We start from the raw sequence: 22,630 nt of genomic DNA on the forward strand, positions 1-22,630 counted from the left end.
CTACGGATGAATTTTCTATACGTAGGGTGGACTCCTGAGTCCACGCGGTACAGAGTGTGCAAGTCGAAATACATTTTCGATCGGGAAGCGTTGCACCGCGTGGACTCAGGAGTCCACCCTACGAACTAACTCGATCGAAACATCACGCCTTCTCGATCGCTTGACGAAGGCGCCTGCGCCACAGCAGCAGCCCCACCGAATACGCCGCGAAATACGCACCGGTCAGGCCCACGCACAGCATGGTCAACGGACTGTCCGTGAACCGCGGCGCCGCTGCGCCGTTGCCTTGCTGGCTGGCGTAGATCTCGACGCCGAGGTACAGCACGCGCGCCACCAGCACCATCGCCATCACGATCCCGAGCCGCATCGGCGGCGTGAAAAAATAACCGAGCTCGGTGTCTTCGTACACCGTGCGCTTGAGCGCGAACACGCCCCAGAACACGCCCAGCGCGGTGCCGGCGGCGAGCGCACCAAGGGCGTAGGGCCGCGTCATCACTTCCGACAGCGACACCAGCACCATCCCGGCAAACACCAGCACGCCGGTGTAGTGGCGCGACATGATCGAGCGCTGGCGCGCCATCTGCGTTTTCAGGCGCGTATAAACGCGCCAGACGAGGATCGGCGTCAGCAGGAGCAGGGCGAGAGTGGTGATGGTCATCGAAGTCGAATGCGTGGATGGGTCGGAGCGGGCATTGTAACCGGGCGTCGGATGCGCACGGCTCATGGTAAGGTGACAACACCGCTTTCAGGAGACCAGAACATGTTCCCAGCCATTCCATTGCCGGTGCGAGCGCACCGCGCGCCCGACCCGGTACCGGCCGACGATCCGCTGCCGGAACCGTTCGACACGCCACACCCGCACCATGCGCCGCTGCATACGCCGCAAAACGAAGACCCGGTGCCCGATCCGAAGCCGAGCCTGCATTAAAAAAGAGAGGTCCCCGCGGGGACCTCTCTTTTTTACGCTTTACTGACGATTAATCCCACGCCCACGAGTACAGCACGTCGAGCGCCGTATTCGTCCCCGCCTGGAACTGCAGCGTGAACTTCGGCGTCAGTTTATAACGCAGGTTCACCAGGCTCGAAGCCGACGACGCACCCTGTTCGAAACTGATGTAGGCGCGCGAGGAAATGCGCTTGCCGATCGTGACCACCGTATTGGCCAGGCCCTCGGCGTCGCCGTTGCGGCCCTGGCCGATGCCCAGTTCGTCCACGCCGAGCGAATTGGCCAGCTTCGACTGGATGCCGCCGGTACCGCCTTTGCCGCCCAGCAGGGCGCCGGCGGCGGCGCTCAGAACATCCTTCTCGTTGCCGCTGGTGCCTTCCATGCCGTGGCCCAGCACCAGCCAGGACAGCTTTTCGCTGTCCGGCACGTTCGGCGTCGACACCAGTTTCGCTTGCGGCGCGCGCGCCGTGCCGCGCACCTGTACGCCGGCTTCGACGTTGGTCTCGCTCAGCTGCGTGCCTTCGGGCTGCTTGCGCACCGCCAGCACGTCCAGCGTCGGATTGTCGTAGGGGCCGGCAAAGGTGATGACGCCACGATCGATCGCCAGCTTCTGGCCGTAGGCGGCGTAGTTGCCGCTGGCGACCCGGATCGTGCCATTCACGCGCGGGGCGGCATTGCCGGTCATGCGCACGCGCGCACTGCCTTCGAGCATGGCGTCGATGCCGAGGCCGCGCAGGTGGAAGTTGTCGCCCAGGTCGGCCGCGAGGTCGATCATCAAGGGCACTTCCTTTTCCTTTTTCTGCGGCGGCATCGGTTTACCGCGGCCGAGCACGATGACATCGTCGGAGATCGTCGGCCGGCCCTGCGGCGCGAACTCGATCAGCGCGCGGTCAGCCTTGAAACGGCCCTCGAGCGAGAAGCGCGTCGCATCGCGCACCAACGCCGCATTGCCCGACACGATCACGGTGCGGTCCGGGCGCGACAGCGCTTCGAGCTTGTCCGCCACCAGGTTCAGCTGCATGGCCGGGGTGTCGCCGAAGCGGATCGAACCGTCGGCGGTGGCGCTGCCCGTCCTGCCCTGCAAATACAGGCGCTGCAGCACCAGGCGGTCGCCCGCGAGCTGGGCGCGCAGCTGGCCGCCCTGCAGGCGCACGCCCTGTTCCGGCCAGCGCACGGCAATCGCGTCGCCGTTCACGGTGCCGTTCAGGGAAGGCGTGCCGATGGTGCCGCCTGCGGTGATCGCCAGCTTCATGCTGCCGCCCAGTTCGAGGTCGCGCTGGCCGGCCAGTGGCGCCAGCCATGCGATCGAGGCCATGTCGGCATTCGCCGTCATGCGCAGCGGGCTGTCGCGGTTGACCTTACCGCCGATCATCTGGACGGTGCCGTCGACGCGCGCGGTGCCGGTACGGGCGCCATCGAGCGCCAGCTGGGTGCGCAGCGAACTGCCCTGCACGTCGGCGCGCACGTCGAAGGTACGCAGGCCGAGTGCGACCGGCGTATTCGCGCCGACCAGGGCGTCGCCGCCTTCGCGGAATACGTGCACGCTGCCGGCCAGGGCAGGGGCGCCGCCGGTGACCATGCGCATGTCCAGGCTCCAGTCGGCGCCGAGGGTCAGGTTGCCCTGCACGTTGTCGCGCAGCGCTTCCGAGAACTGGCCGAGATAGTTCAGCGGCACGCCGGCGGCGGCGCCGCGGCTGTTCCAGCGCGAACCCGTCTTGGTCAGCGTATCGATGCGCACCGTGCCCGAAGGCAGGCGGATCAGCGCGCCGTTAAAGGCGAGCGATTCGGGTTTGGCCAGGCCGGCCACGCCCGCGCCGGGCGCGACGCCGATGCGCAGCGGTACCGGCTGCGCCAGGGTCATCGCATAGCGTCCCTTGTTCTGCAGCGCGGCCAGGGTGCCGGCCCAGGCGTTGCCGCTCCAGCCGCCGCGCACCTCGGTGAAGGCGTCGAAGTCGTCGCTGCGTGCCGCCGCGCGCAGCGTGTGCGACGCGCGCGTGCCGCTGCTTTGCAGGCTGGCGGCGGCGATGCGGGTGTCGCCATTGGAATACTCGGCCACCTGGATGTCGGCCACCAGCGGATCGGCGCCGCCGCGGCCCGAACCGAGATTCGCGTTGGCGCGCAAGGACTTCACGTTATGGGTGCCGAGCAGGCGCAGGTTCTGGCCTTCCAGGTTGGCGGCGAGCGACGGCGTTTGCATCGTGCCGCTGACGCTGCCGGCGCCGCGCAGGGCGCCGCCGAAGTCGGGGCCGAGCGCCGCCAGTTGCGGCGCATCGATGCGCCAGTCGAGGCGGTCGCCGCCGGCGCCGAAGCTGCCTTTTGCTGCCAGCACGTTGGCGCCGATGTGCAGGTCGACGTCGGCGCCGGAGACGTGGCGTTTATCGGCCGCCAGGCGCGCATGGCCCCAGAACGGCGACTTGGCCAGCGTCGATTCCGCCAGCCGCAGGTTGAGCGCGCCACGCCAGTCGGCGCCGGAGCGGCCGCTGGCGTCAAAGGCGCCGTTGATCGAGCCCGGCAGCGGGCTGCCGAAAGCGGCCGGATTGAAGCGCGCCATGTTGCCGCTGCCCTTGGCTTCGACAAAGCGCGCGCCGTCGGCGCCGGCCAGCCAGGCTTCGCCGCTGACGTGCAGGTTGCTGTTGTTGGCCTTGCGCTGGGCCGCGACCCAGCCGAGGCCATTCGCGTCCGCGTTGAACGTGGTGCGCGGGTTGGCCATGGTGCCGGTGACGACGCCATTCGCGCTGACCGCGCCATACAGGTCGCTCTTCAACGTGGCCAGGTTGCGTCCTTCGACGCGCCAGGCCATGCGTTCGCCCGGGGCGCCAAAGGCGCCGTTCAGGTTGACCGTGTTCTGGCCCAGCGCCAGGCTGGCGTCGACGCCGCTGACATGCTTGGCGTCGGCCATCAGCTTGCCCTTGCCGGACAGCGGCTGGTCGAACAGGCGGCTCGGGCGCAGCGCGAAGTCGGTGTTCACGCGCCAGGTTGGCGCCAGCACGCCGCTGGCATTGACGAGGGCGTTGATGTCGGCCTGCGGATAGTCACCCAGCGCCGCCGGATTGAAGCGGCTGGCATTCGCGCTGACTTTAAAGTCCTTGTCGCCATCGAGTTTCATGTTGCCGTTGACGACCACCGTGCCCTTGCCGGCGGCCAGGCGCGCATCCTGCACGTCGACGACGTTGTCTTCGAGTTTGGCCTTGGCCGTCAGGCGCAGGCCGCTCTCCACCAGGCGCACGTCGAGCGTCTGCACCTTGCCGACATTCGCCACCGCGATGTCGCCGGCGATCTTGGTCGGCTTCATGCTGCCGTGGATGCCTTTCAAGTCGAAACTGTCGGTATGCAGGGCGAAGTTGGCGGTGCCCAGGCCCTCGTCGCTTTGCTCCTTGACGTTGTCCTTGTCGCCGCCGCGCTGCACGCTGCCGCTGCCGGTGAAGCGGCCGGCGGCGCCGAAGTCGAGCAGCACATCGCTGATGCGCATGGCATCGAGGTTGCCGCCGAGCTGGCCGCGGAAGGCGCGCAGCGGCAGGCGTTGCTGGTCGATGGTACCGGCCGGGCCGTCGTTGACCAGGTTGACGTTGCCGGAAATGGCGCGCGCGTCGTCGAGTTTGGCGGCAATCGTCAGGCTCAGGTCGGCCGTCGGCAGCGAAGGATTGAAGAAGCCGGGATCGATGTTGCGCGCCTTCAGGTCCATCGTGCGCAGCGGGATTTCTGCAAACGGCGACAGGGTCATGCGCGCTTCGCCGCCGGCGCGGCCGGCGTTGCCGGTCGCGTCCAGCGTGGTCACGTTCAGGTCGCCGCCGGCGCGCAGTGTCAGGGCCGCGGGCGTGGCGCCCGGACCGACCTTGCCCTGCGACAGGCTGGCGTTCGCCGCCAGTTTGAAGGGTTTCTGGGAGCCGATCTGGCCGTCGGCCGCGACCTGGCCCCAGGGGGTGGTCGCCGCCGCGTCGCGCAGCTGCCATTGCACCTTGTCGCCCAGCAGGCGCATGCGGATGTTGGTGATCTCAGTGCTGGCGCCTTTATTGACAAAGGTCGCTTTCGCCAGCCGTGCATCGTCCAGCGCAATTTTGAAGGGCGGGGCGAGCGAGGCCGGCATCGTGGTCTTTTCCTCGCTTTCCTTCAGCGTTTCCAGGCGCAGGTCGGCCGCGTGCAGCTTGTTGACCTCGATGCCTCTCGAGAGCAGCTGGCGCGGCGACCATTCGAGGTCGATGTTGGTGGCGATCGCCAGCTGCTCGTCGGTGCGCCAGACGATGCGGTCGATGTGCATGGCGCCATAGATCGAGCCGCGCACACCGGTCAAGGTGAGCTTGCCGCCGGTGGAACGGGCAACGCGCTCGGCGATCATTTGCAGCGTCGTTTCGCGGCCCAGGTACCAGGCGGTGCCGCCGACGACGACGCCGGTGATGGCCAGGCCGATGGCGACGCGGCGCGGCCAGCGCCGCACTTTCGGCGGCTTGTCGGCCGCTGCGGAGGGGGTAGAGGTATGGTCGTCCATCAGAACGTGAATCCAAGTGAGAAGTGCAGGCGCGCCTTGCGCACCGCCTGGCCATAGGCGAGGTCGACGTTGATCGGGCCGACCGGGCTGCGCCAGCGCGCGCCGACGCCGTAGCCGTATTCGGGTTTGAGGTCCTTGAATTTGTCGGCGGCGTTACCCGCATCGACGAAGAAGGCGACGCCCCATGGCGGCCGGAACCAGTACTGGTACTCGGCGCCGCCGGTCAGCAGGTAGCGCGCGCCGACGATCGCTTCACCTTCGCGCACGCCCAGCTGCTGGTAGCCGTAGCCGCGCACCGACTGGTCGCCGCCGGCACGGAACAGGAAGCTGCTCGGCACGCCGACCTTGTCTTTCGAGAACACGGCGCCGGCTTCGGCCTTCAGGATCAGGGTGCCGCTGCTGCCCACCGGGCGGTAATACACGCCGCGCGAATAGCCGCGGATGAATTTTTCGTCGGTGAACAGGGGCAGCGGCGCGATGCCCAGCTGCCAGTTGAGCGCATAGCCGCGGGTCGGCTGCAGCAGGTCGTCGAGCTTGCGGCGGGTGACGCTGTAGGTGACGGGAATACTCTTGCTGTATTCGGTGTCGATGCCGCCCGCGACCTGGCGCCGTTCGGCCAGGGCCTCGATATTCACGCTGCGCTCGAGTTCCGGCGTGCCCCAGGAGCGGCGTGCGCTGACGCTGGCGGTGGTCGTGATTTCGCCGCGCAGGTCGGTACGTTCGAAGCCGCCGCCGACGCTGTCGTTGTAGCCGTTCGGCGTGGTCGGCCAATAGAAATCGGCACGCGCCAGCTGGTGCTTCTGTTCGTAGATCAGGTCGCTCTTCATGCGCTTGCCGAACACGTTCAGGTCGTCGTAGCTGAGCGACGCACGGCCGCCGGTATTGGTCGAGAAACCGACACCGACCTCGACGTTTTTCTGCTTGTTTTCGGTAACGCGCACCAGCACCGGCAAGACGGTCGGGCCGGGCGCGGTGGGCGGCTTGACGCCGGTGGTGGCCGCGCCCGCAACGGCGTCTCCGGTGGCGGCTTGCGCAGTGGCGGCCGCAGGCGCGGGTGGCGCCGTGCCGTCCTGGCCGGCCGGGGCATCTTCGTCGTCCTTGAGTTCCTGGATCTCGGCGGCGAGCACGGCGCGCATGTCGGCGCTGACTTCGACGGTGGCGAAATAGCCGGTTTCCTGCAGCCGCGCCTGTAAAGCCTGGAGCGCGGCTTCGGTGTACATGTCGCCCGGCTTGATCTTGTTCAGGTTCGTAATCACTTCGCGCGGATAGCGTTTCAGGCCGCGGATGCGCAGTTCGCCGAAACGCATTTCCGGACCGCTGTCGATTACCACGCGCAGGGACGCCTTGTTGGCCTCGGGGTCGACCGTGGCGCTGGTTTCGACCAGCTGGGCACGGGGGAAGCGCGACTGCATCACTTCGCGCAGCAAGTCGCGCTTGGCCGCTTCCCAGTCGCCCTGGCGGAAACGCGCGCCGACCGGCAGCGACCAGCGGTTGCGCAGCGCGGACGCGTCATATGGCGCCCCGCCTTGTTCGAAGGGAACGAAACCCTGCAGCACGAGGTCGAGGTCGCTTACCAGCGTCGGCTGGCCGGGATCGACGACGATGCGCGCCACGGGCGTGCCGCCGCTGGTGTCCAGCCCGGCGGTAATCTTGGGCGAATAATAGCCCTCGGTGGCGATCAGGGTGCGTGCCTCTTCCGGCGCCGCCTTGACCAGGCGCTGCAGCTGGTCGAGGTCGACGCGCGGGTTGCCGCGCCAGCGCAGCAGGTCGAGGTTGTCTTCAAGCAAATCGTCAAGCTTGCCCGGCGCATCGATGCGGACCGTGTACTTGATCCCTTGGGCCGCTTGGGCCTCTGGGGCATTCGGCGCCGGCACGCCTGCCTCTGCTTCCTGGGCATACGCGCCTTGCGCGCCCAGTACGGCATACACGGATAGCATGATTTGTGCCAAAATCCGTGATTGCCTTGGCGCCGCCTGCGCGCTCCGGTTGGATGGTGCGAGAACCATGGGTCTCCGTCTCAGTGTAAAAGCTGAGCAAATCTTAACGGAATTGCAAAAATGGTGGCGGACGTTTAACTTCCGGAATACAACACATGCACCTTCCCGATACCGCCCTCGTTCTCTTCAGTGGAGGACAGGATTCGACCACCTGCCTGGCCTGGGCGCTGCAGCGTTATGCGCGCGTCGAAACCATCGGCTTCGATTATGGCCAGCGCCATGCGATCGAGCTGGCAGTGCGGCCAACCGTGCTCGAGAAAATGCGCGGCTTGTCGCCCGAATGGGACACGCGCCTGGGCGAGGACCACATGATCGACCTGTCGCTGCTCGGCCGTATTTCCGATACGGCGCTGACCAGCAATGTCGCCATCGAAATGCAGGCGAATGGTTTACCAAACACCTTCGTGCCAGGGCGCAATTTGATGTTCATGATGGTGGCGGCGACGGTGGCTTACCGGCGCGGCCTGACCGTGCTGGTGGGCGGCATGTGCGAGACCGATTTCTCGGGCTATCCGGATTGCCGCGACGATACGATGAAGGCGCTGCAAGTGGCCCTGAACCTGGGCATGGCGACGCGCCTGAAAGTCGAAACGCCGCTGATGTGGATCGACAAGAAACAGACCTGGCAACTGGCCGAACAGGCCGGCGGCACGGCGCTGGTCGACCTGGTGCGTTTCGAGACCCACACCTGCTACCTGGGCGAGCGCGGAGAACGCCACGACTGGGGCTATGGCTGCGGCAGCTGCCCGGCCTGCGAACTGCGCGCCCGTGGCTACGCCCAGTTCGCCGCAGAGAAGACCGCTTAAACGGCTACCTTGTGTACGGTGCGGTTGCGCCGTGCACGGCTGACCAGGTACCAGACCAGGGCCAGCGGCAACAGCAGCGGCAGCAGGAAGGGCACGATCGTCGCCGTCACGGCCAGGCCGGCAATCGCCAGCGCACCGACGATGACGACCCCGACGCCGGTCAGCACCACCGCCAGCACCGCGCCCACCACCACCGTCACCAGCAAGCCGATCAGCGTGCCGCCGCCGGCCAGCAGGAGGCCGAACAGGGCGCCGAGCGGACCATCGAATTCCTCGCCGTCGATGTGGAAGCTGGCGTCCCCAAAGCTGAACAGCATGTCCCACAGCAGCAGGGCGCACAGGAATAAAACGAGGTAGGGAACGATCTTTTTCATGGCAGCTTCCTCTGAAGTGGGATGGGATGGCTTCACTGTAGGTAGGTGAAGCGTGCCGGGCCAGCGCTCTGCGACGGGCGGCGTTTTTGACGGGCCGGAGCGCAGAGGACGCCGACGAACATCGCGCGAGAACCTATCCCAGTGGGGAGGAGGAAGTTGATGGCGACATGCGCGTAGGCGATGCATGGCAAGTGGGGGCAAGGCGCGAGGAGGCCGCGTGGCGGCGCCACGCAACGACGAGCAACGCAGCACCCGCTTGTCAGGCGCGTCAGCAACGACTCATCCCCATTGGGATAGGTTCTTTAACCTTGCAAAGCGCAGAGCGCCGCCTATACTGACAGCCTGCTCTGTTGTAGGAGGGATCCTCATGCATATCGTCAGCTCAACGATGAAGGTGCATCGCACTGCGCCGCCAGTCCTGGCGGGGGGAGGACCGAAGGGTCCGCCATCGGCCCCGCCTACCATCCCGCCCATCATCATCAACCCGTTCAATCGGGAAGCACCGAAACAGCGGATCATCGACCCGTTCCGCACGCCGCCGCCACCGCCAGTGCGCCCGCCAGGGCTGCCAGGCATGCGCATCTGAAGCCGGCGGCGCAATCGTGCAAAACAATGCCCGGTTTTATTCGTTTGCTATCGCATCGTCCCTGCTATTTCCTCTATGATCTTGTCTTTGGGCGAAAGCCTGGCAGAGGAACTAGAGAGCGATGAACGACGACGTAAACGACCTGGAATCGGGCGACGAAGATGGCCCGGTGCAGGAACCGCGCCTGTGGCAAGGCAATGGCTGGACCGCACGCGTGATCAAGAACGATGACGACGAAGGCTGGGCCGTCGCCATGTACAAGGATGGCGAACCGGAACCGGCGCTGGTCGGTCCGTGGACGATGGGCCGCGACAAGAAGAATCCCAAGCCGCTTGACGTGAACGCCTTCAACACGCTGATCAAGACGGCTTCGGAAGTCATCCGCCGCCACGAGCAGCACCTGCACGCGATCCTGCATAAAAGCCTGTACGTCTGGACCGAAGGCACCGGCGAACTGAAGGTAACGCTCGACATCAAGCCCGACGACGACGACCCCTACGCGATCCTCACCGCGACCGACCAGATGAGCGAGCAGGTGGCGCAAGTGCGTGTATCCGCGAACTTCAAGCTTACGCCAAGTACGGCGCAGGCCTGGATCGAGAACGAATTCAAGGCGCCGCGCGGCTGAGGCGTGTCGCACGTGCACGCGTCATGCGTGCCCTGTCCCGGAACTAGCAGCCCAGCGCGACGTAACGCGTGCGCAGCACGAACAGGTCACGCTGCACCGCCGGCTTGCCTGCTTTGTCAGCTGCTGCTTCCAGCGCTTCGGTCTGCATTAGCACCGGATCGAGATGGCGGCACTCGTTCTGGGCTGCCGAGCTGAGACGAATGCGGCGACTGTAGACTTCAAATTGCGCTGCTTTCATACCGCTGATTGGCCGCAGTGCTTCCGCGAACTGCTCACGGTGGTGCTCTTGCTGCACGTCACGCCCGATCCTTTCCTTACCGCTGAGCTTGTTCACTCCGCGCGTCGGTACGACAACGAGCCGTTCCGCACCCAGGCAAGGCTTGTCCGAGTACGAGACGACGTTATTGTCCGTGCATTTGTACATCGTGCGTGATGGCGGCGGCAACTGTTGCGCCGCCGCCGGCAGCGCGCACCAGGCCAGCACAAGGGGCGCGAGTACCCGGTAATTCACGCGTGCCCTCCATCCGGCCACTTGCGGGTGCGCAATCTTGGGTGTGGCCGGAGAAAGAAAAGACATGCTGCTTAAATACCCTAGGGAGTCGATCCAGGCGAAATGAAGCACTTAATCTTCATGCTTGAAAGCGATTGTAGTACGGGCACGCAACATTAACAACAAGCAATACATTTGGGCGTAACGCAGCGGACAAAGGCTATCCGGCGGATGCGTCAGCCTTCGTTGGTATAGCGTTTCTGGCAGCGCTCGCAAAAGAAACTGCGCCGGTTGGTGCGGCCAAGATGGGCCTTGGTAAACGGGATGTCGCAGCGCGGACAGATCTTCTTGGCGTGCGCCAGCCAGTGCTGCTTGAGGACGTACTGCCGTTTCCATTCCAAGAAATCGAAACTGTATTGGCGCGCTTCCTCGACCAGCGCGCGCAGCTTTGGCGCGGGCAGGGCGCCGACCGTCGAGGCGGGATGGACGCGAATGCGGAACAGCACCTCGTTCTTGATGATGTTGCCGACGCCCGAAAAGATGTCCTGGTCCAGCAGGGCGTCGCAGGCCAGCATGTCGGGACAGGCGCGCAGCTTCTTGCGTGCCTGCGCCGGGTTCCAGGCTTCGCTCATCACGTCGGCGCTCCAGTCGTACTGGCTGTCGAGGTCGGGATCGATCTCGCGCACCGCGCAGGCATAAAAATTCAATACATCTCCCGTCGCGGTACGCAGGTACAGGCGCGGCGTCTTGCCCTCGCGCTCCTCGTTGACGCGATAGGTGCCGAACAGCAAAAAATGGATGCGGATCGCCATGTTCGGCAATTCGATAAGGAAGTGCTTGCCCCAGGTGCGCAGCGAGACGATGCTCTGGCCGAGCAGGCGCGTGGGATCGATGGCGCGTACGTTGCCACCGGCCTCGACGATCTGCTGGCCGACGAAGCGGGCCGTTTCTTCTTTCAAAATGAAAAGCGATGGTCCTTCGGGCACGGTCGATCCTCCTTGCCGGCAAGTGTGCGCTTGCCGCCCGAGAACGGCTGTGCGGGGACTAACAATCGGATACAGAATTTACTTACCGTAGACGTCGCTGTTTTACAAAGGAGCGTATATTTGAACGGTAAAAATCAGGATAACGAATAGAGAGGAAACATCATGAAGAACGTGATTCGCACACTGGCCGTCAGCGGCCTGCTGGCATTGGCGGCGGGTAGCGCTTCAGCCGACGTGACCGTCAACTACATCGAACAGGAACGCTTCTCCGACCTGCCTTTTACCCCATGGGAACGCGAGAGCGTGTTGAAGGAACTGACCGGACATTTCGCCAAACTCGGCGCGAAGCTGCCGCCGGGCCAGAATCTGCGCATCGACGTGCGCGACGTCGACCTGGCCGGACGCGAGTATCCGGGCCGCGGCGCGCGTGACCTGCGCATCGTCAAGAATGGTGCCGAGTGGCCGCGCATCGACCTGCGTTACACGATCGAAAGCAATGGCCAGGTCGTGCGCAGCGGCGACGCGCAGCTGCGCGACATGAGCTTCATGGACCGCAGCAACCGCTCGACCGGCAGCGATTTCCTGCGCTTCGAAAAGCGCATGATCGACGACTGGTTCTATTCGGAGATCATGCCGCGCGAGCGCGCCGCCCAGCGCTGATCGCGCGCATCAAGTCCTTCCAATGCCGGCAGCCGCCGGCATTTTTTTCGGGTTCCGTTTATTCCGCATTCCGGCCAGGCGCGCGCTTGCCGATCTCGCGCACCTGGTAGTCCGGCGGCACGGCGAACAGCGCCGCATCCGGTTCGCCGCGTTTGATGCCTTCCAGGCGGTAGACGTAGTCGCCGCTGCGCGGGTCGCTGTGTTTCGAATACACCGTGACCTGCAGCTCCGGCGCATACCAGGTTTCGTCGGCCACCACGATCGGGTTGCGGTTGCCCACTTCGCCTGCCGGGATGTCGTAGCTGCGCAATTTTCCTTCCGCCTTGACGCCGTCGAACTCGCGCGTACCGAGATCGCGGCTGACCGATTTATGGGACCACTTCACGTCGGCAAAGGCGTTGCTGACCGCGCCGGCGATCATGGGACCCATCTGCGGACCCGGACCGATGGCGCCGCGGTCGGCGTCCGGTCCGCGCGGCGCCCGGATCACGCGCACGGTTTCACGCACATTCGTGCGCTGGCCATCGCGCAGACGGCCATTCTCGCGTTCCACGTCGACCAGCACCCGGTCGCCGCCCTGGCGTTCCAGCGCGGGCAGGCGGCCCTCCTTGCGCATGCGCTCGATCTGCACGCGCGCAGTTTCGCGTGCAGTGCGGGCGATGCGTTCGACGTCCACGCGCGACGGCAGGCGCCGGGCGCTGCGTTCCTGCGGATTGAGGATCCAGACCTGGCCTGCCACCGGGTCGTCGATGGTCACGGTACGCAATTCTCCCTTGTCGTTGCGCACCTCATGGCGCGTGCGGCCTGCGCTGTCGCGGTAGCTGGCCGAGCGCGTGCGCCGCTCGATCTGGTTGCCGTCCGCCAGTTGCTGCAGCCGTTCGGTGACGGCCTGGGCGCTGTAGGGCGCATTTTTCACCGGCTGGTTGTGGCCGCCGTGGATGATGCGCAAGCCTTCGAGGTCGTGGTGCATGGCGATGCGCGGGGCAGGCGCAGGTTCGGGTGCCGGCGCCGGCGCTTCCTCGGCCAGGGCGGGAGGCAACAGGCAGGCGAGCAGGGCGGCGAGCAGCAGGCGGTTCGGTTTCATGGTGTCCTCGTGGTGGGTGGCGAATCGGTCAATCGATGGAACTCAGGCGTAGCGCAAGCGGTTCGCCGCCTGCGCCGACGAGCATTTCGGCGCGCACGTCGCCGCCGGCGTTTTCTGGCGTCAGCGGCAGGCCGAACGCGGCCAGCATCGTGCGCGGCACGGCGGTTTCGACCAGGCGCGGCGCCGGTTCCGCTTCGATGCGCTCGAAGGAATCGAGCGCGATGAATGCGGCGCCATTGTCGATGCGCACCAGCGCACCCGTCTCGGGCAAGCCATCGACCAGGTGCGGCGGCACCAGCAGCAGTCCGAGTACGCCGGCGGTCAGCGCGGCGCAGACGCCGGCCGCGCTCCACTCGAGGAGGCCGAGGCGCCGGTACCAAGGCCGATGCGAGGGCCGGCGGCGCGCGAACTGGCTGGCAAACGCCTGCATCAGTTCCTTTTCCACGCAGCGCGGGGCGTCAAGGTGCGTGGTCGCCATACGCAGCTGCGCCAGGCGCTGATCAAGCTCGGGGAGGTCGGGAAGGTCGTCGTGCATGGTCGTGTCCATCTCAGTTGGCGTCCAGTGCATGGGTGCGCAAGAACTTGGCCAGTGCGGCGCGCCCACGGGACAGGCGCGAGCGCACGGTGCCGATGTCGACCGCGCAGATGGTGGCGATCTCGCCATAGGACAGGTCGTGCATTTCATACAGGATGACGGCGTCGCGGTAATGCGGCGCCAGGCGGGCCAGTGCGCGCCGCACGTCTTCGGCCGCTTCGTCGGCCAGCACGCGGGTCAAGGGGCAGGCGTCGTCGCAGCAAAGCGCGGGCGCGTCGTCGTCGGCTTCCGGCAAGGGCGACTCGCGCCGGCGCGGCGCCTCGTGTTTCAGGATCAGCAGGCGCACCACGCCGAACAGGAAATTCGGCAGCGAACCGCGCAGGGGATCGAAGGCGAGGCGCCCGCTTAATAAACCCATGAACGCTTCCTGCACCGTGTCGGCGGCGGTGTCGGGCGAACCGCAGCGTAGCAGGGCGAAGCGGTAGAGCGGGCCCTGGTGGCGCCGGTAGAGCGCCGCAAAGGCTTGCGCCTCGCCGGCGCGCATGCGGCGCAGTAACTCGTCGTCGGAAGTGGTCGGGGTGATGGTCATGGTCGGCTCTCAACCATATTCCGCCGGGAGCCCTGGAAAGTTCCAGCTATTTTTTGCAGCCTGTGGATGGCCGGCTGCGCAGTGGACTAACTTAGTCGATCCAGTTCACCCGGTCGAATTTATTCCGGAACTCGTCGGACATGGCCACGACCTGGCTGGTCTTGTAGTTGTAGAACACGAAGCCGGACTTGGCCATGGCGACCAGGGCCTTGTCTTTCGGGCGCGTGATGCGGAAGGTGATGTCGCCGCCGTACTTGTTGAAATCCATGACGCCCACTTCGAACAGCAGCTGGTCGCGCGCGTGCGCTTCGGCGCGGTAAGTCGTGGCCAGGTCGGTGACGATGATGCCGGTGCCGTCGCGCTCGGTTTCGGCGACGCCGAACTCGAACAGGAAACGGGCGCGCGCCTCGGAGATCATCGAGATCATCGAGTCGTTGCCGAGGTGGTTTGCACCGTTGATGTCGGTCACGCGCACCGTCAGGGGCGTGGAATAGTAGTACTGGTCTTCAGGGAAGTGGAGGTGTAGGCGTGCCATCCTTTTATTCTAACCCGGACCTCTGGAACCCTGCTGCGCGACGATTCCAGAGGTCGGGTCAGCGGACATTGCCCCGCACCAATTTATGAATGCGTCCCGTGGCGCTGACCACATACAGTTCGCCCGCGCCATCGCGTCCGAACGACAGGATCTGGCCCACGTTGCCCAGGTTCCAGTCGCGCTGCTCGGTAATGGCCGATTGGCTGGCGACCAGGCTTTTCACGAAGCCGCGGCAGTAATCGGAGTAGAAATAGCGGCCGGCCAGTTCCGGCATGGCCGTGCCGCGGTACACATAGCCGCCCGTGATCGAGCAGCCATTGACGTTGCTGGCGCCGTGCTCGTATTCGAACACGGGCAAGGTCAGCCCGGTGCGGTTGCAGGTGGCCGCATCGTAGCAGGCGGTGCCTTCCATGATGTCCCAGCCGTAGTTGAGCCCGCCCTGGCCGGTGCCGGCCAGGTTGACTTCCTCGCGCGCACCCTGGCCGACGTCGGCGATATACAGCTGCTCGCCATCGAAGGCAAAGCGCCATGGGTTGCGCAGGCCCAGGGCCCAGATTTCGGGCAGGCCGGCGCCCGGCCGGATCTCGTAGGGATTGGTCGGCGGAATCGTGTACGGCCGCAGTGGCGTTGCCGTGCGCACGTCGACGCGCAGCAGTTTGCCAAGCAGGGAATTCGGGTTCTGGGCATTGCCGGCCGGATCGCCGGCGCCGCCGCCATCGCCCGTGCCCGCATACAGCATGCCGTCCGGCCCGAACGTGACCAGGCCGCCGAAATGGTTGGTGAATTGCGGGTGCGGAATGCGCAGGATGGGCAGGCTCGAGGTTCCGTCAGCCACGTCCGGCGTGGGCGAACGGCCATAACGCTCGACGACGATGTTCTGCGAGGGGTCCGTGTAATACACGTAGAAATAGCCATTGGTGGCGAAATTCGGATCGAAGGCCATCGACAGCAGGCCGCCCTCGCCGCCGGTGAACACGTTCGCGCTGATGTCGAGCCAGGGCTGGGTCAGCGTCACGCCGTTGCGCACGACGCGGATCACGCCGCGCCGCTCGAGCACGAACAGGCGGTCGTCGCCTGGCGGGGCGGTAACAAAAGTAGGGTTGGTGAAGGTCGGCCCGATATCGGCCAGCGCCAGCGTGAACGTGGAGCTCGCATAGGCAATCGTGGCCGTAATGGTGGCGCCGGCCGTGACCGTCACGCTCTGGGTGGCCGGCGTCGGGGTGTAGGTGGTGTTCCCTGAGGTAACGGTAGTGGCGGTGACGGTATAGCTGCCGGGCGCGAGATTGCCGAGTGTTTGCGAGCCGGTCAGGTCTTGCGAAAAATTGTTGGGCCCGGTGACGCGCACACTGGCGTTCACGCCAGCCGGCACGGCGTTGACCGTGACTTGCAGCGAGCCGGTCGTAACTGCGGGCGGGGCGGGCGGTGCCGGCGTGCCGGGATCGCCGCCACCGCCGCCGCAACCGGCGAGCATCAGGGGAAGCAGCAGCAGGGAAAGAACGAAACTCCGTACGCGATCGACCAGCATGGTGGGCCCCCACAGGAAACGGAACGTCTGTACAGCAGACTGTGTAGCGGATTCTGCCAGTCTTGTTGAACGGGCCGCGCACGCTTGCGCGCGGGTGCCGGACTCCTGCCTGTTCCCGGTAAGCCAAGCCCAGGCTTCATGTCGAGAAGATGCACAGACCCGTAGGGTGAGCGGCTCCACCTCGTCAGTTTGCAGACCGCCGGCGTTTGCGCCGCCCACGCGTTCAAGCGGCAGGTGATTGGTCGCGAAGTTTCAGGGAGCAGTTGAACGCGTGGGCGGCGTTCAGGCAGCAAGCAAACACGCGCCCGGGTATGGCCGCCCACCTTACGGGTCTCAGCATTCTTCCATGGGAACAAAGGCTTTATTGACCGCCCTGGCTCAGGGTGCGGCCGGTGCGCGCTGGCGCGTCTTGGCGACGACCCCGGACGGGTCGATCAGGACGACGAATTCGGCGAAGCGGCCGCCACCCGCGGGCGACTGGTAGAGCCAGGCCTCATAACCGCTGTCGAAGACGACGCTCTTGGTCTTGCCGAAGGCCGCGAGCAGCTCGGCCTTGGTCGTGCGGCCGGGCACGATCGCGGCGGCCAGGCGCTCGGCGGCCACCTGGGTGCCGGGCGTGGCGGGGACGGTGGCGCAGCCGGCCAGGAGAAGGGTCGTCAGAAGGAGGGCACGAATCGTCATGGAAGCGCCTGCGCGGCCGGAGCCGCATCCGTCATGTACGCGAATTCGACCAGGGTATCGTCGGGCCAGGTCTTGTCCCACAGCGGCGCATAATAAGTGCGGTCGAGCAGCACCTGGCAGTCGCAGAAGCGCAGCATCTCGGGCGTCTGGTCGCCGCCGGCATACAGCATCTTGAAAGGAAGGTCCTCGACGCGGTCGCCAGCGCGCAGGCGCACGCCGAACAGCGGCCGGTCGGCAAAGAACAGGTAGTTACCCTCCGGGCTGTTGCAGACGTGCTCGGCGCTCAGCAGCGCATTCGAGAGCCAGGCAAACATTTGCGAATTGTTCGACACCAGCCCGGCTTCGGTGCCGACGCGGCATTCGAGGCGCAGGTCGCCGAGGCGGCGCGTATCGGGCGGCAAGCCCGGCGTGCGGATCAGGGCGCGCCAGGTCATGCTGACCGTCTTGCGATTGGCGAGCACGGCGGCGTCTTCGCGCAGGGCCTGCTCGTTGCGGGGGAGGATAAAACTGTTGTCGGGGCCGATCGGTACCGGCACCGACACCGTGTCGCCGGCCACCCGCAAGGTGATGCCATCCATCCTGACGTCGGGGGTGCGCGGCAGCAGCTGGAAGCGCAGCGGCGCCTGCGGGGCGAAGGCATGCTCGCGTTCGAAGCGATCCATGCCTTGGATCATCTTGCGGTAGGACTTGTCGACCGGGTCGCGTGTCGTCGAGACATTGACCTTAGCAATTGGCTCCTGCGCCGCTACCCCACCCGCTGCCGCCAGGACGGCGAAGACGAGGGGGAGCAGGGGCAGGAAGCGGCGCATGCTGAATAGCTTACCAGTAACGGACCCGGCCGGTATCCATGTGCACGAACTGCGAGTCGGGGTAGTAACCGACACCGCCGGCCTTCATCGACATGGCGGCCTTGTGCAGCTGGGCCAGGTTCTTGCCCGGCATGCGGATGTCGATCGCCTTGCCGTCCATGTGCATGCTGTGCTTGGCCACGCCGTTCGACGCGGCAGCCAGCTTGGCGTTCGATTCCGGCGAGCGGTAGCCGGAAATGATGTGCAGCACCTGGTTGTCGCCGAATTTGTCGCTGACGTCGTTGAGCAGGACGATCAGCTTCGGATCCATCTCGGCGATCTTGTCGTTGCGGTGGTCGCGCAGCAGTTTATTGATGTCTTTCAGTGCATCGGGAATGAACTGGCCTTCAGCCCAGAACACGCTGCGCAGGCTTTCACCAGTATGGGTGTTGTACAGGCGCAGGGTACGTTCGGCAGGAGCGGGCTGCGCAGCTTTTGCCAGCGCCGGCATGCCGATGGCGGATGCGAGCACAACAGAGCTTTTGAGGAAAGAGCGTCGCTGGTTCATGAACATCCTTAGGCAAGGTCACAAACAAAGATGATACGCCGATTTCGCTATCTTTGCAGTGAATGCGCTGTTTTTGCGCCACGATGACGGTTAATTAACAACTTTTAGCGGAGGTTTGCATGCAATTCAGTCAACAGCAGTGCGTATCGTTAACTCTTGCGTTGCTGTCAGGGGCAGCCTGGCCGGCATGGACCTGCGCCGCGTCGAACTCGACAAGGAGGGCAAGGTCGTACGCCAGGGGCCGGACGGGCAGCTGTATGTGCTGACCGACGAGGGCAATTCGCACATCCTGCGGATTGTTCCGGATAAATCGTCGCCGATTGCTGGCCTGCCGCGGCCGTGCGCCGCAGCGCCGGCGTTTCGCCGATACTCGCTCGAAAGGAGGATGCAATGGACGACTTTTCGATCGATCTGGCCGGCACGGCCCTCGTGCTGATTGACCTACAAAATGGCAATATGGCGCGCGAGTTGGCGCCGTATTCCGCCGAGAGCGTACTCGGCAACTGCGTTTCGCTGGCACAGGAGATGCGCAACCGCGGCGGCATGGTGGTGTTCGTTCGCGTACTGCTGAACGAATTGCAGTCGCCGCCCGCGGACGCCCCGCTGCGCGCACCGGGCGCGCCGCCACCGCCGCCGGACGCCTCGCAGTTCGCACCGGACGCCGGCGTGGAAGCAACCGACGTCGTGATCGTCAAACGCCAATGGGGGGCGTTTTATGGCACCGAGCTCGACCAATTGCTACGGCGCCGGGGCATCCGGACGCTGGTGTTGGGCGGCATTGTCACGAATATCGGCGTCGAGTCGACCGCGCGCGCGGCATATGACCTTGGATACAGCCTGGTGTTTGCCGAGGACGCGATGAGCGGGATCACGGCCGAGGCGCATGATTTTGCGTGCACGAACACGTTCAGGGTGATGGGGCGGGTGCGCAAGACGGCGCAGTTGATCGATGCCTTGCAGGCGGGGACTGGCGAGGCGTAGGGCGCGTCCATGAAGTGATGCCGCGTTTGTTCCGGCGATGCACGGCGGGCATGCCCACCGTACGTGCGCGCGCATGCCCGAACACGACCGCCAACCCGTTGTTTACGCCGCTTCTCGCACCTGCGCCGTAATTTCGTACGAGCGCAACCTGGCCGCGTGATCGAAAATCTGCGACGTGATCATCAGCTCGTCCGGGCGCGTGTGCGCAATAAAGGCCTTCAGTTGCGCCGCCACCGTCGCGGGCGAACCGATCGCCGAGCACGACAGCACCGCGTCGAGCATCATCCGCTCCGACGGCGCCAGCGCCTCCAGGTAGCCGCGTACCGGCGGCTGCAGGCGCGTCGGGCGGCCGCTGCGCAGGTTCACGAACGCCTGCTGCATCGAGGTCGCCTGGAACTGCGCTTCCTCGTCGGTGTCGGCGGCGAACACGTTAAAGCCGAGCATGACGTAGGGCTTGTCCAATTGTGCCGACGGCTTGAAATTGGCACGGTACAGTTCGATCGCCTGCATCATCATCTGCGGCGCGAAGTGCGATGCGAACGCATACGGCAGGCCGAGGTGGGCCGCGAGCTGGGCGCCGAACAGGCTGGAACCGAGAATCCACAGGGGCACGTTCAGGCCGGCGCCGGGAACGGCGCGCACCTGGCGCCGCGGCGAGTCGGCGAAATAATCCTGCAGCTCGAGCACGTCCTGCGGGAATTCGTCGGCATCCGACGCCAGGTTGCGGTGCAGGGCGCGCGCGGTGACGTGGTCGGAACCGGGCGCGCGGCCCAGGCCCAGGTCGATGCGGCCCGGGAACAGCGACTCCAGTGTGCCGAACTGTTCGGCAATGACCAGCGGCGAGTGGTTCGGCAGCATGATGCCGCCGGCGCCGACCCGGATGGTCGAGGTGCCGGCCGCGACATAGCCCATCAGCACCGAGGTGGCGGCGCTGGCGATGCCCGGCATGCCGTGGTGTTCGGCCAGCCAGAAACGGTTGAAACCCCAGCGTTCGCCATGCTGGGCGAGGTCGAGGGAATGGTGGAAAGAAGCACGTGCGTCGCTGCCTTCGGCAATGGGCGACAGGTCGAGTATGGAGAATGGAATCATGGTTTTCATGATACGCCGAAGGATTTTTTTTCGCTGGCCGCGCCCGGTTTTCGGTGCGCGCCGGAGTGCAGCCGTAAAGATTGACCGTCAAAAATTGCCTGTCTATCATGGCCGGCCCGGCCGTATCCAGACCGTCCGCCATCTCCTTCTGTCCGGATTTTCCATGCAACCAAACTTGTTCCACCGTCTGAAACGCCAGGGTGCGCTCGGCGCCGCCTGCCTCGGCCTGTTGGCCGGTTGCGGCGCGCTGCCAACACCGCACAAACCCGCCCTCGACAGTGCGCAGTTCACGCCCATCGACGCCGCGCTCGAACGCGCGATTGCTGAGCGGCGCCTGCCGGGCGCGGTGTTCCACCTAGAGCGGGATGGCGCCGAATTCGCGCGCGCTCATGGCCGCTTTAGCTACGACGCCGACGCCGCGTCGGTCACGACAGCCACTGTTTTTGACGTCGCCTCGCTCACCAAGGTGCTGGCAACGGCGCCGTCGATCCTGCTGCTGGCCGAGAACGGCAAGCTCGACCTGGAAGGCAGGCTGGTCGATTATTTCCCGGAATGCGCCGGCGGCGGCAAGGACGCGATCACGGTTCGCCACCTGCTGACCCATACCTCGGGGCTGGCCGCCGGACTGGCCGGGAAACCGGCCTGGGAGGGCGATGCGACCGCCCACGATAAAGCCTGCGCGCAGACGGTGACCCACGTGCCGGGGACCTTCTTCCGCTATTCCGACATCAACTACATCCTGCTCGGCCAGCTGGTGCGCAAGTTGTCGGGCATGGAGCTCGACGCTTTTGCCCGCCAGCGCATTTTTATGCCGCTGGGCATGAAGGACACCGGTTATTTACCGCTGCGGCGCATGGCAGCGACAGCGATTGCGCCGACCCATCTGGTACCCGCCGGCACCGACGGCGGCCCAGGCGAATTGCTGCAAGGCGTGGTCCACGATCCGACCGTGCGCCGCATCGGCGGCGTGGCGGGTTCGGCGGGCGTGTTCAGCACCGCCGCCGACATTGCCCGCTATGCGCGCATGCTGCTCGGCGGCGGCCAGTTGGAGGGCGTGCAGGTGCTGTCTCCTGACAGCGTGCGCCTGCTGACCACCGTGCAGAGTCCGCCCGGCATTGTCGCACTGCGCGGCCTCGGCATGGACATCGATTCGCCGTTTGCCCAGCGTCCACGCGGCAGCCTGTTTCCGCTCGGCAGCTACGGCCACACGGGCTTTACCGGCTGCGTGCTGTGGATCGATCCCCGCACGCGCAGCTTCTATGTGCTGCTGTCGAACCGGGTGTATCCGGACGACAAGGCCAATGTGCTGGCGCTGTATTCCGAGCTGGGCACGCTGGCCGCGCGGGCCGCTGGGGTGGAAGCAAATGCGGGGTCGAATCCGGTGGCAAACAAGCATTAAACCGTGTCCGATATCTTTCCGGCAGGCTAACGTGCGCTGCATTCAAAATGACCTCTCTACACTTGGGCACCTCGAATCACTCAATATGTCATTGATATTGTTGAGCTTTTCTAGAGCCCCCAATCATAGGAGATAAACATGACAATGCATAAACTGTTGAAAGGCCTGCTGGGCGCCTCGGTTGCTGCTGCAATGGCAATGTCGGTCAACGCGACTGCACAAACCTCCGGTTCCTCGGGCCAGTCCGGCTCCCAAAGCGGTTCGCAGGCGAGCGACCAGACCTCCGGCAGCTCGACCAGCGGCAGCACCAGCAGCTCCAGCAAGAAGCAGAAGAAAGACAAGAAATCGCACAGCAGCAGCGGCACCAGCGGCTCGAGCGGCGCATCGAGCACCGGCTCGATGGGTACCAGCGGTAGCGGCAGCGCCAGCGGCACCAGCGGCAGCGGCACCACCGGCGGCTCGGGCAGCAGCAGCGGCACCTCGGGTTCGGGCAGCACCAGCGGCAGCTCCGGCACCAGCGGTACCTCGGGTTCGAGCGGTTCGATGGACAGGGGCACGACGGGCGCCACCGGCACCAGCGGTTCGATGGGCAGCGGCGCCAGCGGCACCTCGGGCACCAGCGGTTCGATGGGCACCGGCATCAGCGGCTCCTCGGGCACGAGCGGTTCGATGGGCACCGGCACCAGCGGGACCTCGGGCACCAGCGGCTCGATGGGCACCGGGACCTCGGGCACCTCGGGTACGAGCGGCTCAATGGGTAACGGCACCTCTGGCAGCTCGGGCACCGGCACCGGCACAACCACCACCGGCACCACCGGCCGCTGATTCATTCGGCACCACGGTCATGCACGAATCAGTGCATGGCACCAGACAACACCAGCGCGCGCGCTGGTGTTGTCG

Annotated in this window: 23 protein-coding genes; 8 read left to right on the forward strand and 15 right to left on the reverse strand. The window is 65.5% G+C overall.

Going from position 1 to position 22,630, the window contains the following annotated elements; genetic code table 11:
* Positions 1 to 142: 142 nt before the first annotated feature.
* Positions 143 to 658 (reverse strand): hypothetical protein, encoded by a 516-nt coding sequence (locus tag IFT60_RS07800; RefSeq protein ID WP_192051356.1) that lies wholly within the window; start codon positions 656 to 658, stop codon positions 143 to 145.
* Positions 659 to 760: 102 nt separating this feature from the next.
* Here IFT60_RS07800 and IFT60_RS07805 point away from each other — a divergent pair, with 102 nt between their 5' ends.
* Positions 761 to 928 carry a hypothetical protein gene (locus IFT60_RS07805; protein ID WP_192051358.1) on the forward strand — a complete coding sequence of 56 codons (168 nt, stop codon included), beginning with the start codon at positions 761 to 763 and terminating at the stop codon, positions 926 to 928.
* 49 nt (positions 929 to 977) lie between these two features.
* Here the strand turns inward: IFT60_RS07805 and IFT60_RS07810 are convergent, their stop codons facing one another.
* On the reverse strand, positions 978 to 5,429 hold the full coding sequence (locus IFT60_RS07810; protein WP_192051361.1) for a translocation/assembly module TamB domain-containing protein: 4,452 nt from the start codon (positions 5,427 to 5,429) through the stop codon (positions 978 to 980).
* Positions 5,429 to 7,366 (reverse strand): autotransporter assembly complex protein TamA, encoded by a 1,938-nt coding sequence (locus tag IFT60_RS07815; RefSeq protein ID WP_192051363.1) that lies wholly within the window; start codon positions 7,364 to 7,366, stop codon positions 5,429 to 5,431. The genes IFT60_RS07810 and IFT60_RS07815 overlap by 1 nt, the downstream gene beginning before the upstream one ends.
* Positions 7,367 to 7,521: 155 nt before the next feature.
* Here IFT60_RS07815 and queC point away from each other — a divergent pair, with 155 nt between their 5' ends.
* Positions 7,522 to 8,232 carry a 7-cyano-7-deazaguanine synthase QueC gene (gene queC / locus IFT60_RS07820; protein ID WP_192051365.1) on the forward strand — a complete coding sequence of 237 codons (711 nt, stop codon included), beginning with the start codon at positions 7,522 to 7,524 and terminating at the stop codon, positions 8,230 to 8,232.
* On the opposite strand, the gene IFT60_RS07825 is transcribed toward queC, so the two are convergent.
* Entirely contained in the window at positions 8,229 to 8,606 is a 378-nt protein-coding gene (locus IFT60_RS07825) for a hypothetical protein (RefSeq protein ID WP_192051368.1), read from the reverse strand. The two genes, queC and IFT60_RS07825, sit on opposite strands and share 4 nt — an antisense overlap.
* 707 nt (positions 8,607 to 9,313) lie before the next feature.
* Between IFT60_RS07825 and IFT60_RS07830 the strand changes: the two genes are divergently transcribed.
* On the forward strand, positions 9,314 to 9,820 hold the full coding sequence (locus tag IFT60_RS07830; protein WP_192051370.1) for a hypothetical protein: 507 nt from the start codon (positions 9,314 to 9,316) through the stop codon (positions 9,818 to 9,820).
* Between the two features lie 43 nt (positions 9,821 to 9,863).
* Here the strand turns inward: IFT60_RS07830 and IFT60_RS07835 are convergent, their stop codons facing one another.
* Together IFT60_RS07835 and IFT60_RS07840 are read right to left on the reverse strand one after the other, a co-directional pair.
* A complete protein-coding gene (locus IFT60_RS07835) occupies positions 9,864 to 10,331 on the reverse strand; it encodes a DUF4124 domain-containing protein (protein ID WP_192087941.1) in 468 nt (155 codons plus the stop codon).
* A gap of 215 nt (positions 10,332 to 10,546) precedes the next feature.
* Positions 10,547 to 11,296 carry a DNA-formamidopyrimidine glycosylase family protein gene (locus tag IFT60_RS07840; RefSeq protein ID WP_192051375.1) on the reverse strand — a complete coding sequence of 250 codons (750 nt, stop codon included), beginning with the start codon at positions 11,294 to 11,296 and terminating at the stop codon, positions 10,547 to 10,549.
* Between the two features lie 162 nt (positions 11,297 to 11,458).
* Between IFT60_RS07840 and IFT60_RS07845 the strand changes: the two genes are divergently transcribed.
* Positions 11,459 to 11,956 carry a DUF3016 domain-containing protein gene (locus IFT60_RS07845; protein WP_192051377.1) on the forward strand — a complete coding sequence of 166 codons (498 nt, stop codon included), beginning with the start codon at positions 11,459 to 11,461 and terminating at the stop codon, positions 11,954 to 11,956.
* 58 nt (positions 11,957 to 12,014) lie between these two features.
* Here IFT60_RS07845 and IFT60_RS07850 read toward each other — a convergent pair whose 3' ends face one another.
* The 8 genes from IFT60_RS07850 to mepK form a co-directional block, all read right to left on the reverse strand.
* Positions 12,015 to 13,040: a hypothetical protein gene (locus tag IFT60_RS07850; protein ID WP_192051379.1), complete on the reverse strand. Its 1,026-nt coding sequence runs from the start codon at positions 13,038 to 13,040 to the stop codon at positions 12,015 to 12,017.
* Between the two features lie 28 nt (positions 13,041 to 13,068).
* Complete coding sequence (locus IFT60_RS07855) at positions 13,069 to 13,575, reverse strand: hypothetical protein (protein WP_192051381.1); 507 nt, start codon at positions 13,573 to 13,575, stop codon at positions 13,069 to 13,071.
* Positions 13,576 to 13,588: 13 nt separating this feature from the next.
* Entirely contained in the window at positions 13,589 to 14,164 is a 576-nt protein-coding gene (locus IFT60_RS07860) for an RNA polymerase sigma factor (protein ID WP_192051383.1), read from the reverse strand.
* Between the two features lie 91 nt (positions 14,165 to 14,255).
* Positions 14,256 to 14,699 carry a thioesterase family protein gene (locus IFT60_RS07865; protein WP_192051386.1) on the reverse strand — a complete coding sequence of 148 codons (444 nt, stop codon included), beginning with the start codon at positions 14,697 to 14,699 and terminating at the stop codon, positions 14,256 to 14,258.
* Between the two features lie 58 nt (positions 14,700 to 14,757).
* On the reverse strand, positions 14,758 to 16,224 hold the full coding sequence (locus IFT60_RS07870) for a PQQ-dependent sugar dehydrogenase (protein ID WP_192051388.1): 1,467 nt from the start codon (positions 16,222 to 16,224) through the stop codon (positions 14,758 to 14,760).
* Between the two features lie 378 nt (positions 16,225 to 16,602).
* A complete protein-coding gene (locus IFT60_RS07875) occupies positions 16,603 to 16,905 on the reverse strand; it encodes a hypothetical protein (protein ID WP_192051391.1) in 303 nt (100 codons plus the stop codon).
* Positions 16,902 to 17,714 carry a hypothetical protein gene (locus IFT60_RS07880; protein ID WP_192051393.1) on the reverse strand — a complete coding sequence of 271 codons (813 nt, stop codon included), beginning with the start codon at positions 17,712 to 17,714 and terminating at the stop codon, positions 16,902 to 16,904. Before IFT60_RS07880 ends, IFT60_RS07875 begins: the two co-directional genes overlap by 4 nt.
* 10 nt (positions 17,715 to 17,724) lie before the next feature.
* Complete coding sequence (mepK, locus tag IFT60_RS07885; RefSeq protein ID WP_192051395.1) at positions 17,725 to 18,261, reverse strand: peptidoglycan L,D-endopeptidase MepK; 537 nt, start codon at positions 18,259 to 18,261, stop codon at positions 17,725 to 17,727.
* 187 nt (positions 18,262 to 18,448) lie between these two features.
* On the opposite strand from mepK, the gene IFT60_RS07890 reads away from it, so the two are divergent.
* Both IFT60_RS07890 and IFT60_RS07895 read left to right on the forward strand, forming a co-directional pair.
* The gene (locus IFT60_RS07890) at positions 18,449 to 18,697 is read left to right on the forward strand and encodes a hypothetical protein (protein ID WP_192051397.1); all 249 of its coding nucleotides are present in this window, start codon (positions 18,449 to 18,451) and stop codon (positions 18,695 to 18,697) included.
* A complete protein-coding gene (locus IFT60_RS07895) occupies positions 18,652 to 19,242 on the forward strand; it encodes an isochorismatase family protein (RefSeq protein ID WP_192051399.1) in 591 nt (196 codons plus the stop codon). Before IFT60_RS07890 ends, IFT60_RS07895 begins: the two co-directional genes overlap by 46 nt.
* A 102-nt stretch (positions 19,243 to 19,344) precedes the next feature.
* Here IFT60_RS07895 and IFT60_RS07900 read toward each other — a convergent pair whose 3' ends face one another.
* Complete coding sequence (locus IFT60_RS07900) at positions 19,345 to 20,331, reverse strand: LLM class flavin-dependent oxidoreductase (RefSeq protein WP_192051402.1); 987 nt, start codon at positions 20,329 to 20,331, stop codon at positions 19,345 to 19,347.
* Between the two features lie 163 nt (positions 20,332 to 20,494).
* Here IFT60_RS07900 and IFT60_RS07905 point away from each other — a divergent pair, with 163 nt between their 5' ends.
* Positions 20,495 to 21,730, forward strand: a complete 1,236-nt coding sequence (locus tag IFT60_RS07905; protein WP_192051405.1) for a serine hydrolase domain-containing protein — start codon at positions 20,495 to 20,497, stop codon at positions 21,728 to 21,730.
* Between the two features lie 138 nt (positions 21,731 to 21,868).
* Positions 21,869 to 22,555: a hypothetical protein gene (locus tag IFT60_RS07910; RefSeq protein WP_192051407.1), complete on the forward strand. Its 687-nt coding sequence runs from the start codon at positions 21,869 to 21,871 to the stop codon at positions 22,553 to 22,555.
* The last annotated feature ends 75 nt before the right edge of the window (positions 22,556 to 22,630 follow it).

Origin of the sequence: Massilia sp. CFBP 13721 (assembly GCF_014842025.1) — a bacterium.
Taxonomy (GTDB): Bacteria; Pseudomonadota; Gammaproteobacteria; order Burkholderiales; family Burkholderiaceae_D; genus Telluria.

Coding starts and splice junctions, on each gene's coding strand:
- IFT60_RS07800 (WP_192051356.1), bottom strand. CDS start 658: ATGACCATCACCACTCTCGCCCTGCTCCTGCTGACGCCGATCCTCGTC.
- IFT60_RS07805 (WP_192051358.1), top strand. CDS start 761: ATGTTCCCAGCCATTCCATTGCCGGTGCGAGCGCACCGCGCGCCCGAC.
- IFT60_RS07810 (WP_192051361.1), bottom strand. CDS start 5,429: ATGGACGACCATACCTCTACCCCCTCCGCAGCGGCCGACAAGCCGCCG.
- IFT60_RS07815 (WP_192051363.1), bottom strand. CDS start 7,366: ATGCTATCCGTGTATGCCGTACTGGGCGCGCAAGGCGCGTATGCCCAG.
- queC (WP_192051365.1), top strand. CDS start 7,522: ATGCACCTTCCCGATACCGCCCTCGTTCTCTTCAGTGGAGGACAGGAT.
- IFT60_RS07825 (WP_192051368.1), bottom strand. CDS start 8,606: ATGAAAAAGATCGTTCCCTACCTCGTTTTATTCCTGTGCGCCCTGCTG.
- IFT60_RS07830 (WP_192051370.1), top strand. CDS start 9,314: ATGAACGACGACGTAAACGACCTGGAATCGGGCGACGAAGATGGCCCG.
- IFT60_RS07845 (WP_192051377.1), top strand. CDS start 11,459: ATGAAGAACGTGATTCGCACACTGGCCGTCAGCGGCCTGCTGGCATTG.
- IFT60_RS07850 (WP_192051379.1), bottom strand. CDS start 13,040: ATGAAACCGAACCGCCTGCTGCTCGCCGCCCTGCTCGCCTGCCTGTTG.
- IFT60_RS07855 (WP_192051381.1), bottom strand. CDS start 13,575: ATGCACGACGACCTTCCCGACCTCCCCGAGCTTGATCAGCGCCTGGCG.
- IFT60_RS07860 (WP_192051383.1), bottom strand. CDS start 14,164: ATGACCATCACCCCGACCACTTCCGACGACGAGTTACTGCGCCGCATG.
- IFT60_RS07865 (WP_192051386.1), bottom strand. CDS start 14,699: ATGGCACGCCTACACCTCCACTTCCCTGAAGACCAGTACTACTATTCC.
- IFT60_RS07870 (WP_192051388.1), bottom strand. CDS start 16,224: ATGCTGGTCGATCGCGTACGGAGTTTCGTTCTTTCCCTGCTGCTGCTT.
- IFT60_RS07875 (WP_192051391.1), bottom strand. CDS start 16,905: ATGACGATTCGTGCCCTCCTTCTGACGACCCTTCTCCTGGCCGGCTGC.
- IFT60_RS07880 (WP_192051393.1), bottom strand. CDS start 17,714: ATGCGCCGCTTCCTGCCCCTGCTCCCCCTCGTCTTCGCCGTCCTGGCG.
- mepK (WP_192051395.1), bottom strand. CDS start 18,261: ATGAACCAGCGACGCTCTTTCCTCAAAAGCTCTGTTGTGCTCGCATCC.
- IFT60_RS07890 (WP_192051397.1), top strand. CDS start 18,449: ATGGACCTGCGCCGCGTCGAACTCGACAAGGAGGGCAAGGTCGTACGC.
- IFT60_RS07895 (WP_192051399.1), top strand. CDS start 18,652: ATGGACGACTTTTCGATCGATCTGGCCGGCACGGCCCTCGTGCTGATT.
- IFT60_RS07900 (WP_192051402.1), bottom strand. CDS start 20,331: ATGATTCCATTCTCCATACTCGACCTGTCGCCCATTGCCGAAGGCAGC.
- IFT60_RS07905 (WP_192051405.1), top strand. CDS start 20,495: ATGCAACCAAACTTGTTCCACCGTCTGAAACGCCAGGGTGCGCTCGGC.
- IFT60_RS07910 (WP_192051407.1), top strand. CDS start 21,869: ATGACAATGCATAAACTGTTGAAAGGCCTGCTGGGCGCCTCGGTTGCT.